The sequence below is a fragment of the Pseudomonas sp. LS1212 genome (assembly GCF_024741815.1).
In the GTDB taxonomy this organism is placed as follows: Bacteria; Pseudomonadota; Gammaproteobacteria; order Pseudomonadales; family Pseudomonadaceae; genus Aquipseudomonas.
Genome location: NZ_CP102951.1, coordinates 5,091,550 through 5,104,533 on the forward strand (window position 1 = coordinate 5,091,550; position 12,984 = coordinate 5,104,533).

At 55.2% G+C, this 12,984-nt stretch carries 26 protein-coding genes; all 26 read right to left on the reverse strand.

Features of this window, described 5'->3' with window-relative positions:
• Positions 1-8: 8 nt before the first annotated feature.
• A complete protein-coding gene (gene rpsK, locus NVV94_RS23780) occupies positions 9-398 on the reverse strand; it encodes a 30S ribosomal protein S11 (RefSeq protein ID WP_007924177.1) in 390 nt (129 codons plus the stop codon).
• 30 nt (positions 399-428) lie between these two features.
• Positions 429-785, reverse strand: a complete 357-nt coding sequence (gene rpsM / locus NVV94_RS23785) for a 30S ribosomal protein S13 (RefSeq protein WP_258444770.1) — start codon at positions 783-785, stop codon at positions 429-431.
• A gap of 131 nt (positions 786-916) precedes the next feature.
• The gene (rpmJ, locus tag NVV94_RS23790; protein WP_002555468.1) at positions 917-1,033 is read right to left on the reverse strand and encodes a 50S ribosomal protein L36; all 117 of its coding nucleotides are present in this window, start codon (positions 1,031-1,033) and stop codon (positions 917-919) included.
• A gap of 28 nt (positions 1,034-1,061) precedes the next feature.
• Positions 1,062-2,393, reverse strand: a complete 1,332-nt coding sequence (secY, locus tag NVV94_RS23795; RefSeq protein WP_258444771.1) for a preprotein translocase subunit SecY — start codon at positions 2,391-2,393, stop codon at positions 1,062-1,064.
• Complete coding sequence (gene rplO / locus NVV94_RS23800; protein WP_010220318.1) at positions 2,394-2,828, reverse strand: 50S ribosomal protein L15; 435 nt, start codon at positions 2,826-2,828, stop codon at positions 2,394-2,396.
• 3 nt (positions 2,829-2,831) lie between these two features.
• On the reverse strand, positions 2,832-3,008 hold the full coding sequence (rpmD, locus tag NVV94_RS23805) for a 50S ribosomal protein L30 (RefSeq protein ID WP_003186033.1): 177 nt from the start codon (positions 3,006-3,008) through the stop codon (positions 2,832-2,834).
• 2 nt (positions 3,009-3,010) lie between these two features.
• The gene (rpsE, locus tag NVV94_RS23810) at positions 3,011-3,511 is read right to left on the reverse strand and encodes a 30S ribosomal protein S5 (RefSeq protein ID WP_166363235.1); all 501 of its coding nucleotides are present in this window, start codon (positions 3,509-3,511) and stop codon (positions 3,011-3,013) included.
• Between the two features lie 3 nt (positions 3,512-3,514).
• Positions 3,515-3,865, reverse strand: a complete 351-nt coding sequence (gene rplR, locus NVV94_RS23815; RefSeq protein WP_053162831.1) for a 50S ribosomal protein L18 — start codon at positions 3,863-3,865, stop codon at positions 3,515-3,517.
• 10 nt (positions 3,866-3,875) lie between these two features.
• A complete protein-coding gene (rplF, locus tag NVV94_RS23820; protein WP_166363237.1) occupies positions 3,876-4,409 on the reverse strand; it encodes a 50S ribosomal protein L6 in 534 nt (177 codons plus the stop codon).
• A 12-nt stretch (positions 4,410-4,421) separates the two neighbouring features.
• Entirely contained in the window at positions 4,422-4,814 is a 393-nt protein-coding gene (gene rpsH / locus NVV94_RS23825) for a 30S ribosomal protein S8 (RefSeq protein WP_010220313.1), read from the reverse strand.
• Positions 4,815-5,024: 210 nt separating this feature from the next.
• A complete protein-coding gene (rpsN, locus tag NVV94_RS23830) occupies positions 5,025-5,330 on the reverse strand; it encodes a 30S ribosomal protein S14 (RefSeq protein ID WP_166363239.1) in 306 nt (101 codons plus the stop codon).
• A gap of 13 nt (positions 5,331-5,343) precedes the next feature.
• Positions 5,344-5,883, reverse strand: a complete 540-nt coding sequence (gene rplE, locus NVV94_RS23835) for a 50S ribosomal protein L5 (protein WP_258444772.1) — start codon at positions 5,881-5,883, stop codon at positions 5,344-5,346.
• Between the two features lie 20 nt (positions 5,884-5,903).
• Complete coding sequence (rplX, locus tag NVV94_RS23840) at positions 5,904-6,218, reverse strand: 50S ribosomal protein L24 (protein WP_009397501.1); 315 nt, start codon at positions 6,216-6,218, stop codon at positions 5,904-5,906.
• An 11-nt stretch (positions 6,219-6,229) separates the two neighbouring features.
• Positions 6,230-6,598 (reverse strand): 50S ribosomal protein L14, encoded by a 369-nt coding sequence (rplN, locus tag NVV94_RS23845; RefSeq protein WP_003243907.1) that lies wholly within the window; start codon positions 6,596-6,598, stop codon positions 6,230-6,232.
• A gap of 23 nt (positions 6,599-6,621) precedes the next feature.
• Positions 6,622-6,888, reverse strand: coding sequence for a 30S ribosomal protein S17 (rpsQ, locus tag NVV94_RS23850; protein WP_065259509.1), 267 nt, complete (start codon positions 6,886-6,888; stop codon positions 6,622-6,624).
• Positions 6,889-6,890: 2 nt separating this feature from the next.
• A complete protein-coding gene (rpmC, locus tag NVV94_RS23855; protein ID WP_002555481.1) occupies positions 6,891-7,082 on the reverse strand; it encodes a 50S ribosomal protein L29 in 192 nt (63 codons plus the stop codon).
• On the reverse strand, positions 7,082-7,495 hold the full coding sequence (gene rplP, locus NVV94_RS23860) for a 50S ribosomal protein L16 (RefSeq protein WP_009397508.1): 414 nt from the start codon (positions 7,493-7,495) through the stop codon (positions 7,082-7,084). Before rplP ends, rpmC begins: the two co-directional genes overlap by 1 nt.
• Positions 7,496-7,507: 12 nt before the next feature.
• Positions 7,508-8,194, reverse strand: a complete 687-nt coding sequence (gene rpsC / locus NVV94_RS23865) for a 30S ribosomal protein S3 (protein ID WP_003176422.1) — start codon at positions 8,192-8,194, stop codon at positions 7,508-7,510.
• A 13-nt stretch (positions 8,195-8,207) separates the two neighbouring features.
• The gene (gene rplV, locus NVV94_RS23870; RefSeq protein WP_003103908.1) at positions 8,208-8,540 is read right to left on the reverse strand and encodes a 50S ribosomal protein L22; all 333 of its coding nucleotides are present in this window, start codon (positions 8,538-8,540) and stop codon (positions 8,208-8,210) included.
• Between the two features lie 11 nt (positions 8,541-8,551).
• Entirely contained in the window at positions 8,552-8,827 is a 276-nt protein-coding gene (gene rpsS, locus NVV94_RS23875; RefSeq protein WP_002555486.1) for a 30S ribosomal protein S19, read from the reverse strand.
• A 16-nt stretch (positions 8,828-8,843) separates the two neighbouring features.
• Complete coding sequence (rplB, locus tag NVV94_RS23880) at positions 8,844-9,668, reverse strand: 50S ribosomal protein L2 (RefSeq protein ID WP_007924198.1); 825 nt, start codon at positions 9,666-9,668, stop codon at positions 8,844-8,846.
• Positions 9,669-9,682: 14 nt separating this feature from the next.
• Positions 9,683-9,982, reverse strand: a complete 300-nt coding sequence (rplW, locus tag NVV94_RS23885; protein WP_002555488.1) for a 50S ribosomal protein L23 — start codon at positions 9,980-9,982, stop codon at positions 9,683-9,685.
• Entirely contained in the window at positions 9,979-10,581 is a 603-nt protein-coding gene (rplD, locus tag NVV94_RS23890) for a 50S ribosomal protein L4 (RefSeq protein ID WP_166363243.1), read from the reverse strand. Before rplD ends, rplW begins: the two co-directional genes overlap by 4 nt.
• A 12-nt stretch (positions 10,582-10,593) precedes the next feature.
• Complete coding sequence (gene rplC, locus NVV94_RS23895; RefSeq protein WP_003186059.1) at positions 10,594-11,229, reverse strand: 50S ribosomal protein L3; 636 nt, start codon at positions 11,227-11,229, stop codon at positions 10,594-10,596.
• A gap of 81 nt (positions 11,230-11,310) precedes the next feature.
• The gene (gene rpsJ / locus NVV94_RS23900; RefSeq protein WP_003186070.1) at positions 11,311-11,622 is read right to left on the reverse strand and encodes a 30S ribosomal protein S10; all 312 of its coding nucleotides are present in this window, start codon (positions 11,620-11,622) and stop codon (positions 11,311-11,313) included.
• Positions 11,623-11,763: 141 nt separating this feature from the next.
• Positions 11,764-12,957, reverse strand: a complete 1,194-nt coding sequence (gene tuf / locus NVV94_RS23905) for an elongation factor Tu (RefSeq protein ID WP_258444773.1) — start codon at positions 12,955-12,957, stop codon at positions 11,764-11,766.
• Positions 12,958-12,984: the final 27 nt, after the last annotated feature.

A 12,984-nucleotide genomic window follows, 5' to 3' on the forward strand; every position in this document is an offset into this window, starting at 1 on the left:
TCTCCTGATTACACGCGACGCTTCTTCGGCGGACGGCACCCGTTGTGCGGGATTGGCGTCACGTCGGTGATGCTGGCGATCTTGTAGCCGCAGCCGTTCAGAGCACGAACAGCGGACTCACGACCTGGACCTGGACCCTTGACGTTAACGTCGAGGTTCTTCAGACCATATTCCAGCGCAGCTTGACCAGCACGCTCAGCAGCTACTTGAGCAGCGAACGGGGTGGACTTGCGAGAACCGCGGAAACCCGAACCGCCGGAGGTAGCCCAGGACAGAGCGTTACCTTGACGATCGGTGATGGTCACGATGGTGTTGTTGAAAGACGCGTGGATGTGGGCGATGCCATCAACCACTGTCTTTTTAATCTTTTTACGAGGACGAGCAGCAGGTTTTGCCATGACTAAATTCCTGTCGATTCGCTGGTGCGATTACTTGCGGATCGGCTTACGCGGACCTTTACGGGTACGCGCGTTGGTCTTGGTACGCTGACCGCGTACTGGAAGACCACGACGATGGCGAAGACCGCGGTAGCAGCCCAGGTCCATCAAGCGCTTGATTTTCATGTTGATTTCGCGACGCAGGTCACCTTCAGTGGTGAACTTCGCCACTTCGCTACGCAGCTGTTCAATCTGCTCGTCGCTCAGATCCTTGATCTTTGCGGCTGGGTTGACCCCAGTCTCTGCACAAATTTTCTGTGCAGTAGTGCGACCAACACCATAGATGTAGGTCAGCGAGATAACAGTGTGCTTGTTATCTGGAATGTTGACGCCTGCAATACGGGCCATTCAGTGGGACTCCAATTGACAGCTACCTACGCCCCGGAAGCCAAGAAATAGGGCGCGAGATAATATCGCTGTAATAACAAATAATCAACCCAGCAGCGCACTAGCTGCCGGGCTTGAAGCACAAATCACACTCAGCCTTGGCGCTGCTTGTGACGTGGTTCCGCGCTGCAAATTACTCGAACAACACCTTCGCGGCGAATAATCTTGCAGTTACGGCACAGCTTTTTCACCGATGCACGAACTTTCATCACCAACTCCTCGAACCTTAAGGGTCTCTCAGCGCAGCAAACCGCTGCCACCGTAGCCTTTCAGGTTGGCTTTCTTCATCAGGGATTCGTACTGGTGCGAAACGAGGTGCGATTGTACTTGGGACATGAAGTCCATCACAACCACTACCACAATCAGCAACGAGGTCCCGCCAAGGTAGAACGGAACGTTTGCCGCAACCACCAGGAACTGGGGCAGCAGACAGACGGCCGTCATATAAAGAGCACCGAACATGGTCAAGCGGGTCAGAACGCCATCGATATAGCGTGCCGACTGCTCACCCGGACGGATACCCGGAATAAAGGCACCGGACTTCTTCAGGTTTTCCGCTACGTCTTTCGGATTGAACATCAACGCCGTATAGAAGAAGCAGAAGAAAATAATCCCTGCACTAAACAGCAGAATATTCAACGGCTGACCAGGAGCGATCGACTGCGAGATGTCCTGCAACCAGCCCATACCTTCAGACTGACCGAACCAGGCACCCAACGAAGCCGGGAACAGCAAAATGCTGCTCGCGAAAATAGCTGGAATGACGCCAGCCATGTTCACTTTCAGCGGCAAGTGGCTCGTCTGCGCAGCGAAAACCTTGCGGCCCTGCTGACGCTTGGCGTAGTGAACAGCAATACGACGCTGGCCACGCTCGATGAACACCACAAAACCGATAATCGCTACTGCCAGCAAACCGATCGCGACCAGGGCGAAGATGTTGATATCACCCTGACGTGCAGACTCGAAAGACTGCCCGATTGCTGCCGGAAGACCGGCGACGATACCTGCGAAAATGAGCATCGAGATACCGTTGCCTACACCGCGCTCAGTAATCTGCTCACCCAGCCACATCATGAACATCGCACCCGCCACGAACGTGGTGACCGCGACGAAATGGAAGCCAAAGTCAGCAGAGAAAGCAACGCCCTGACCGGCCAGACCAATGGACATGCCAATGGCCTGGACCAACGCCAGGACGACGGTGCCGTAGCGGGTGTACTGGCTGATCTTGCGACGGCCAGCTTCACCTTCCTTCTTCAACTGCTCCAGCTGCGGGCTGACGGCGGTCATCAGCTGCATGATGATCGATGCCGAAATGTACGGCATGATCCCCAGTGCAAAGATGCTCATCCGTTCCAGCGCGCCGCCGGAAAACATGTTGAACAAGCTAAGAATGGTCCCCTCATTCTGTCGAAACAGGTCCGCCAGCCGGTCCGGGTTGATGCCTGGAACTGGAATGTGTGCGCCTATTCGGTAGACGATAATCGCCAGGAACAGAAAACGCAGACGAGCCCAGAGTTCAGACATCCCGCCCTTGCCGAGCGCAGAGAGAGCACCTTGCTTAGCCATTTATTCCTCGAACTTGCCGCCAGCTGCTTCGATAGCCGCACGCGCACCTTTGGTGGCTGCGATACCCTTGATGGTGACTGCGCGAGTAACTTCGCCGGACAGCATGATTTTCACACGCTGTACGTTTTGGTTAATCACGTTGGCATCCTTCAGGGATTGCACGGTGACAACGTCGCCTTCCACTTTGGCCAGCTCGGACAGACGCACTTCTGCGCGGTCCATGGCTTTCAGGGAAACGAAACCGAACTTCGGCAGGCGACGGTGCAGCGGCTGTTGACCGCCTTCAAAGCCTGGAGCAATGGTGCCACCGGAACGGGAGGTCTGACCTTTGTGACCACGGCCACCAGTCTTACCCAAACCGCTACCGATACCACGGCCCGGACGATGCTTTTCGCGACGGGAACCCGGCGCTGGACTCAGATCATTGAGTTTCATCGATTAACCCTCGACGCGCAGCATGTAGTAAGCCTTGTTGATCATCCCGCGATTCTCGGGAGTATCCAGGACTTCTACAGTGTGACCGATGCGACGCAGACCCAGACCCTTAACGCACAGTTTGTGGTTAGGGATGCGGCCGGTCATGCTTTTGATCAGCGTAACTTTAACGGTAGCCATGATCAGATGATCTCCTCAACGCTCTTGCCGCGCTTGGCAGCAATGGACGACGGGGATTGCATGGTTTTCAGACCCTTGAAAGTGGCGTGTACCACGTTCACTGGGTTGGTCGAACCATAGCACTTAGCCAGTACGTTCTGAACGCCAGCAACTTCCAGCACTGCGCGCATAGCGCCGCCAGCGATGATACCGGTACCTTCAGAAGCAGGCTGCATGTAAACCTTGGAAGCGCCGTGGGCGGATTTCAGGGCGTACTGCAGAGTGGTACCGTTGAGGTCCACTTGAATCATGTTGCGACGAGCAGCTTCCATTGCTTTCTGGATCGCAGCAGGCACTTCACGTGACTTGCCACGGCCGAAACCAACGCGACCCTTGCCATCACCAACCACGGTCAACGCGGTGAAAGTGAAGATACGGCCGCCTTTAACGGTTTTAGCAACGCGGTTAACTTGAACCAGCTTCTCGATGTAGCCTTCGTCGCGCTTTTGGTCGTTATTTGACATAACTTAGAACTCCAGCCCAGCTTCACGAGCAGCATCAGCCAGCGCTTTCACGCGACCGTGGTACTTGAAGCCAGAGCGGTCGAAAGCCACCTGCGAGACGCCAGCGGCTTTTGCACGCGTAGCGACCAGCTGGCCAACCTTAGTGGCCGCGTCGATGTTGCCAGTGGCGCCATCACGCAGTTCTTTGTCCAAAGTCGAGGCGCTGGCCAGGACTTTGCTGCCGTCGGCCGAAATGACCTGGGCATAAATGTGCTGCGAAGAGCGGAACACGCAGAGACGCACGACTTCGAGTTCGTGCATTTTCAGGCGTGCTTTGCGAGCGCGACGCAGTCGAGTAACTTTTTTGTCGGTCATTTGCTATGCCCTACTTCTTCTTGGCTTCTTTACGACGGACGACTTCGTCCGCGTAACGCACACCCTTACCTTTGTAAGGCTCTGGTGGACGGAAATCGCGGATTTCAGCGGCCACTTGACCCACCAGCTGCTTGTCGATGCCCTTGATCAGGATATCGGTCTGGCTAGGAGTCTCAGCGGTGATGCCTTCCGGCAGTTCGTAGTCCACTGGGTGCGAGAAGCCGAGAGCCAGGTTCAGCACTGTGCCTTTTGCTTGTGCCTTGTAACCAACACCGACCAGCTGGAGCTTGCGCTCGAAGCCTTGGCTTACGCCCTGGACCATGTTGTTTACCAACGCACGAGTGGTACCGGCCATTGCACGAGTCTGTTGATCGCCATTGCGAGCAGCGAAACGCAGCTCACCAGCTTCTTCAACGACTTCAACGGACGAGTGAACATTCAGTTCAAGAGTGCCCTTGGCACCCTTCACCGAAAGCTGTTGGCCGGCGAATTTTACTTCGACACCAGCTGGCAGCTTTACGGGGTTCTTAGCGACGCGAGACATGCTTATCCCCCCTTAGAACACTGTGCAAAGAACTTCGCCGCCGACACCGGCAGCGCGCGCAGCACGATCCGTCATCACACCTTTGTTGGTGGAGACGATAGACACGCCGAGACCGCCACGTACTTTTGGCAGTTCTTCAACGGACTTGTACTGACGCAGGCCTGGACGACTTACGCGTTTGACTTCTTCGATGACTGGACGGCCTTCGAAGTACTTCAGCTCGATGGAAAGCGACGGTTTTACTTCGCTGCTTACCTGATAACCCGCGATGTAACCTTCGTCCTTCAGAACTTTGGCCACAGCTACCTTCAACGTGGAAGATGGCATGCTTACGACGGACTTTTCAGCCATCTGGGCATTACGGATTCGAGTTAGCATGTCCGCTAACGGGTCCTGCATACTCATGGGCTAGACGCTCCTGATACACAAAAAAATGAGCCTTGCGGCTACAACGGTCGCCGAGACTACTCCGGGCAAAAACCCGGGCTCAGGCGAGCCGGTCATTCTAGACACACCCCAGAAATGAATCAAGCCCCAGAAGGGGCTTGATTCATACTCAAGGTCGCCGGCGGTCGGTTGATTGCTCCCCCGCCGCCGCGACTTGGGCTGTACAGCTTACCAGCTGGCTTTAACCAGACCCGGTACGTCGCCACGCATGGCAGCTTCACGCAGCTTGTTACGGCCCAGGCCGAACTTGCGGTAAACGCCGTGTGGACGACCGGTGATGCGGCAGCGGTTACGCATGCGCGAGGCACTTGCGTCACGTGGCTGCTTCTGCAGAGCTACGGAAGCTTCCCAACGCGCTTCTGGACTTGCGTTCAGATCAACGATGATGGCTTTCAGCTCGGCACGCTTCTTGGCGTACTTTGCAACCGTGAGCTGACGCTTCAGCTCGCGGTTTTTCATGCTCTTCTTGGCCATTTTCCTACTCCAATCAGTTGCGGAACGGGAATTTGAAAGCGCGCAGCAGAGCGCGACCTTCATCATCCGTACGAGCAGTGGTGGTCAGGGTAATGTCCAGACCGCGCAGAGCATCGATCTTGTCGTAGTCGATTTCCGGGAAAATGATCTGCTCTTTCACGCCCATGCTGTAATTGCCACGACCGTCGAAGGACTTGGCATTCAGGCCGCGGAAGTCGCGAACCCGAGGCAGGGAGATCGCCAGCAGGCGGTCCAGGAATTCATACATACGATCACGGCGCAGAGTAACTTTAACGCCGATCGGCCAGCCCTCACGGACTTTGAAGCCCGCGATGGATTTCCGAGCGAAAGTCACAACGGCTTTTTGACCGGTGATCTTCTCGAGGTCAGCAACAGCGTGCTCGATGATTTTCTTGTCACCGATTGCTTCGCCGATACCCATGTTCAGGGTGATTTTGGTAACGCGCGGAACTTCCATCACGTTCGTCAGCTTAAGTTCTTCCTTAAGCTTGGGAGCGATTTCCTTCCGGTAAATCTCTTTCAGTCGTGCCATGGTCTTCTACCTAGCAGTGTTCAAGCATCAACCGCTTTTTGGGTCGACTTGAAGACACGAATTTTCTTGCCGTCTTCTACTTTGAAACCAACGCGGTCAGCCTTGTTGGTTTCGCCGTTGAAAATGGCGACGTTGGAAGCGTGCAGTGGCGCTTCTTTCTCGACGATACCGCCTTGTACGCCCGACATCGGGTTAGGCTTGGTATGACGCTTCACCAGGTTGATACCACCAACGACCAGACGGTCGTCAGCGAGAACCTTGAGCACCTTACCGCGCTTGCCTTTGTCTTTGCCGGCGATCACGATGATCTCGTCGTCACGACGAATCTTTTGCATGTCGGATCTCCTTACAGCACTTCTGGGGCGAGCGAGACGATCTTCATGAACTTCTCGGAACGAAGCTCACGGGTCACTGGCCCAAAGATACGGGTGCCGATCGGCTCTTGCTTGTTGTTCAACAGAACAGCAGCGTTGCCATCAAAGCGGATAATGGAGCCGTCAGCGCGACGAACACCGTGGCGAGTGCGGACTACAACAGCAGTCATCACTTGGCCTTTCTTCACCTTACCGCGAGGAATTGCTTCCTTGACGGTAACTTTGATGATGTCACCGATGCCAGCGTAACGACGATGCGAGCCACCAAGCACCTTGATGCACATAACGCGACGAGCGCCGCTGTTATCAGCCACATCAAGCATGGATTGAGTCTGAATCATAAAATTTCTCCGACCCCTAGCCCTTAGACTTCCACAGCGCGTTCGAGAACTTCAACCAGCGCCCAGGACTTGGTCTTGGCCATCGGACGAGTTTCACGAATAGTGACCTTGTCGCCGATGTGGCATTGGTTGGTTTCGTCGTGCGCGTGCAGCTTAGTCGAACGCTTAACGTATTTACCGTAGATCGGGTGCTTGACGCGACGCTCGATCAGTACGGTGATGGTCTTGTCCATCTTGTCGCTGACAACACGGCCAGTCAGCGTACGGACGGTTTTTTCGGCTTCAGCCATGATTACTTACCTGCCTGCTGGTTGAGCACAGTTTTCACGCGAGCGATGTCACGCTTAACTTGCGAGAGCAGGTGAGACTGCCCCAACTGGCCAGTTGCTTTCTGCATACGCAGATTGAACTGGTCGCGCAGCAAGCCGAGCAGTTGCTCGTTCAGTTGCTGTGCTGATTTTTCACGAAGTTCATTCGCTTTCATCACATCACCGTCCGCTTAACAAAGGAGGTGGCGAGAGGCAGCTTTGCAGCTGCCAAGGCGAATGCCTCACGCGCCAGCTCTTCAGAAACACCCTCGATTTCATACAGGACTTTACCTGGCTGAATCTGGGCAACCCAGTATTCCACGGAACCCTTACCTTTACCCATCCGCACTTCGAGAGGCTTCTTGGTGACCGGCTTGTCCGGGAAAACACGGATCCAGATTTTACCGCCACGTTTTACGTGACGGGTCAGCGCACGACGCGCTGACTCGATCTGGCGGGCGGTGAGACGACCGCGTGCAACAGCTTTCAAGGCGAATTCGCCGAAGCTGACTTTGCTACCGCGCAGTGCCAGACCACGGTTGTGGCCAGTCATCTGCTTGCGGAACTTCGTACGCTTTGGTTGCAACATTTGGCGTACCCCTTACTTAGCAGCTTTTTTACGAGGCGCTGGTGCTTGTGGTTTCAGTTCTTCTTGGCGACCACCAATTACTTCGCCTTTGAAGATCCAAACCTTCACACCGATCACACCGTAAGTGGTGTGAGCTTCGTAGTTGGCATAGTCGATATCGGCACGCAGGGTGTGCAGTGGCACACGACCTTCGCGATACCATTCAGTACGTGCGATTTCAGCACCGCCGAGACGACCGCTCACTTGGATTTTGATGCCTTTGGCACCAATGCGCATGGCGTTCTGTACGGCGCGCTTCATGGCACGACGGAACATTACGCGACGCTCCAGCTGCTGAGCTACGCTCTGCGCAACCAGCATACCGTCGAGCTCCGGCTTACGGATCTCTTCGATATTGATGTGCACAGGCACACCCATTTGCTTGGTCAGGTCCTGACGCAGTTTCTCAACATCTTCACCTTTCTTCCCGATAACGATACCTGGGCGAGCGGTGTGGATGGTGATGCGTGCAGTTTGAGCCGGACGATGGATATCGATACGGCTTACGGACGCGCTTTTTAGTTTGTCTTGGAGATACTCACGCACCTTCAGATCTGCGAACAAGTAGTCCGCATAAGTCCGACCGTCTGCGTACCAGACGGAGGTGTGCTCCTTGACGATTCCCAGGCGAATGCCAATGGGATGTACTTTCTGACCCATCTGATCGACTCCGTTACTTGTCCGCAACCTTGACAGTGATATGGCAAGACCGCTTGACGATGCGATCAGCGCGGCCTTTGGCACGCGGCATGATTCGCTTCAGCGAACGCCCTTCGTTGACGAAAACGGTGGAGACCTTCAGGTCATCAACGTCTGCGCCTTCGTTATGCTCGGCGTTGGCTACGGCCGACTCCAGCACTTTCTTCATGATTTCAGCGGCTTTCTTGCTGCTGAAAGCCAACAGGTTGAGCGCTTCGCCCACCTTCTTCCCGCGAATCTGGTCGGCGACCAAGCGGGCTTTCTGGGCGGAGATTCGAGCGCCCGACAACTTAGCGGCTACTTCCATTTCCTTACCCCTTAACGCTTGGCTTTCTTGTCAGCCACGTGCCCACGATAAGTGCGGGTACCGGCAAACTCGCCCAGTTTATGGCCGACCATGTCTTCGTTCACGAGAACGGGGACGTGTTGACGACCGTTGTGTACAGCGATGGTCAGACCGACCATTTGTGGCAGGATCATCGAACGGCGCGACCAGGTCTTAACTGGTTTGCGATCGTTCTTTTCCGCCGCCACTTCGATCTTCTTCAGTAGGTGAAGATCAATAAAAGGACCTTTTTTCAGAGAACGTGGCACTGTCGTATCCCTCTATTTACTTGCGACGACGGACGATCATTTTGTCGGTACGCTTATTACCACGAGTCTTCGCGCCCTTAGTCGGGAAGCCCCATGGCGATACCGGATGACGACCACCAGAGGTACGACCTTCACCACCACCATGCGGGTGGTCAACCGGGTTCATGGCAACACCACGAACGGTTGGGCGAACGCCACGCCAGCGTTTGGCACCAGCTTTACCCAGCGAACGCAGGCTGTGCTCGGAGTTCGAGACTTCGCCCAGGGTCGCGCGGCATTCAGCCAGCACTTTACGCATCTCACCAGAACGTAGACGCAGGGTCACGTAGACACCTTCACGAGCGATCAGCTGAGCCGAAGCACCAGCGGAACGAGCGATCTGTGCGCCTTTACCTGGCTTCAATTCGATGCCGTGTACGGTGCTACCAACTGGAATGTTACGCAGTTGCAGAGCGTTGCCCGGCTTGATCGGTGCCAGAGCACCTGCGATCAGCTGGTCGCCAGCGCTCACGCCTTTAGGGGCGATGATGTAGCGACGCTCGCCATCTGCGTACAGCAGCAGAGCGATGTGAGCAGTACGGTTTGGATCGTATTCGATACGCTCGACGGTGGCAGCGATGCCATCTTTGTCGTTGCGACGGAAGTCAACCAAACGATAGTGCTGCTTATGACCACCACCCACGTGACGTGTAGTGATACGGCCATTGTTGTTACGACCACCAGACTTCGATTTTTTCTCGAGCAGCGGTGCGTGAGGAGCGCCTTTATGCAGCTCCTGGTTGACCACCTTGACCACAAAACGGCGGCCAGGGGAAGTCGGTTTGCATTTAACGATTGCCATGATGCACCCCTTCCTTACTCAGCACTGCTGCTGAAATCGAGATCTTGGCCTGGCTGAAGGGAGATAACTGCCTTCTTCCAGTCATTACGCTTGCCCAGACCGCGAGCAGTGCGCTTGCTCTTACCCAGAACATTCAGGGTAGTGACACGCTCTACTTTCACGCTGAACAGGCTTTCGACGGCCTTCTTGATTTCCAGCTTGGTTGCATCAGTAGCAACCTTGAAAACGAACTGACCTTTTTTGTCTGCCAGAACCGTAGCCTTCTCGGAAACGTGCGGGCCAAGCAGAACTTTAAATACGCGTTCCTGGTTCATCCCAGCAGCTCCTCGAATTTCTTCACGGCCGACACAGTGATCAACACTTTGTCGTATGCGATCAGACTAACTGGATCGGAACCTTGCACGTCACGCACGTCGACGTGAGGCAGGTTGCGAGCAGCCAGGTACAGATTCTGATCAACAGCTTCGGACACGATCAGAACGTCGGTCAGACCCATGCCATTCAGCTTGTTCAGCAGATCTTTGGTTTTCGGCGCTTCAACAGCGAAGTCCTGAACCACGACCAGACGGTCGGTGCGTACCAGCTCAGCGAGGATGGAGCGCAGTGCTGCGCGATACATCTTCTTGTTGAGCTTCTGCGAGTGGTCCTGAGGACGAGCTGCGAAGGTGGTGCCGCCGCCGCGCCAGATTGGGCTACGGATGGTACCGGCACGAGCACGACCAGTACCCTTCTGACGCCATGGGCGCTTACCGCCACCGGATACGTCGGAACGGGTCTTTTGTGCCTTGCTGCCCTGACGGCCGCCGGCCATGTAGGCCACGACTGCTTGGTGCACCAGCGTCTCGTTGAACTCACCACCGAAGGTCAGTTCGGAAACTTCGATCGCTTGAGCGTCATTTACATTTAATTGCATGTCAGCTTCCCCTTAACCGCGAGCCTTGGCTGCTGGACGTACAACCAGGTTGCCGCCAGTAGCGCCAGGAACAGCACCCTTGACCAACAACAGATTGCGTTCAGCGTCCACGCGCACTACTTCCAGGGACTGCACGGTCACGCGCTCAGCGCCCATATGACCGGACATTTTCTTGCCCTTGAATACACGACCAGGAGTCTGGCACTGGCCGATAGAGCCTGGGACGCGGTGGGATACGGAGTTACCGTGGGTGTTATCTTGCCCGCGGAAATTCCAGCGCTTGATCGTACCCTGGAAGCCTTTACCCTTGGACTGACCGGTTACATCAACCAGTTGACCAGCAGCGAAGATTTCAGCGTTGATCAGATCGCCGGCCTGGTACTCGCCTTCTTCAAGGCGGAATTCCATTACGGTACGACCAGCGGCAACATTCGCTTTAGCGAAGTGGCCAGCTTGAGCAGCTGTTACACGGGAAGCACGACGCTCGCCGACAGTGACTTGCACTGCACGATAGCCATCGGTCTCTTCAGTTTTGAACTGGGTGACGCGATTCGGCTCGATCTCAATGACCGTGACCGGAATGGAGACACCTTCTTCGGTGAAAATACGGGTCATACCGCATTTACGACCGACTACACCAATAGTCATGTTGTAAACCTCATGAGTGTACGGGGCTTTCACCCGCTATGGCCGCCCATTTCAGAGCGTTACACGACTAAGACCCAAGTCTTAGCCGAGGCTGATCTGCACTTCCACACCTGCCGCAAGATCAAGCTTCATCAGCGCATCAACGGTTTTATCCGTTGGCTGGACGATGTCCAGAACACGCTTATGAGTACGGATCTCGTACTGGTCACGCGCGTCTTTGTTGACGTGCGGGGAGACCAGAACGGTGAACCGCTCTTTACGGGTAGGGAGTGGAATAGGACCACGCACCTGAGCACCAGTACGTTTCGCGGTTTCCACGATTTCCTGGGTGGATTGGTCGATCAGACGATGGTCGAAAGCCTTCAACCTGATACGGATTTGCTGATTTTGCATTGGATTTCAGACTCCGGCTGCTATTCCCACCGAGCGCAATACGCCCGTTTAAAGGAGGCGTGATTCTATAGACGCCCCCACTGGGTGTCAACCCAATAAAAAAGCCCCCGCTAAGCGGGGGCCCTTTTAAACGATCAACGATTACTCGATGATTTTTGCTACGACGCCAGCACCAACGGTACGGCCGCCTTCACGGATTGCGAAACGCAGGCCGTCTTCCATTGCGATGGTCTTGATCAGAGTAACAACCATTTGAATGTTGTCACCCGGCATTACCATCTCAACGCCTTCTGGCAGCTCGCAGTTACCAGTCACGTCAGTAGTACGGAAGTAGAACTGTGGACGGTAGCCTTTGAAGAACGGAGTGTGACGACCGCCTTCTTCTTTGCTCAGAACATAAACTTCTGCGGTGAACTTGGTGTGCGGCTTGACCGAACCTGGCTTGACCAGAACCTGGCCACGCTCAACGTCGTCACGCTTGGTACCACGCAGCAGAACGCCGCAGTTCTCGCCAGCACGACCTTCGTCGAGCAGTTTGCGGAACATTTCAACACCGGTGCAGGTGGTGGTGGTGGTGTCACGCAGACCAACGATTTCCAGTGGATCTTGAACACGGACGATGCCGCGCTCGATACGGCCAGTCACAACAGTACCGCGACCCGAGATCGAGAATACGTCTTCGATTGGCATCAGGAACGGCTTATCGGTCAGACGAACTGGTTCTGGGATGTAGCTGTCCAGAGTTTCAACCAGCTTCTTGACAGCAGTGGTACCCATCTCGTTGTCATCTTTGCCTTCCAGCGCCATACGCGCGGAACCAATGATGATTGGAGTGTCGTCGCCCGGGAAGTCGTAAGTGGTCAGCAGATCGCGCACTTCCATCTCAACCAGTTCCAGCAGCTCAGCGTCGTCTACCAGGTCAGCCTTGTTCAGGAAGACCACGATGTACGGAACGCCCACCTGACGGGACAGCAGGATGTGCTCACGGGTTTGTGGCATCGGACCATCAGCGGCCGAGCAAACCAGGATCGCGCCGTCCATCTGCGCAGCACCGGTGATCATGTTCTTCACATAGTCCGCGTGACCTGGGCAGTCAACGTGAGCGTAGTGACGGATCGCAGAGTTGTACTCAACGTGCGCGGTGTTGATGGTGATACCGCGAGCTTTTTCTTCTGGGGCGCTGTCGATCTTGTCGAAGTCAACACGAGCCGAACCGAAAACTTCGGAGCAGACGCGAGTCAGAGCAGCGGTCAGAGTGGTTTTACCGTGGTCAACGTGACCGATGGTGCCAACGTTTACGTGCGGTAGGGAACGATCAAATTTTTCTTTAGCCACGACAGTGAACTCCTAGCTTAAAGGGGC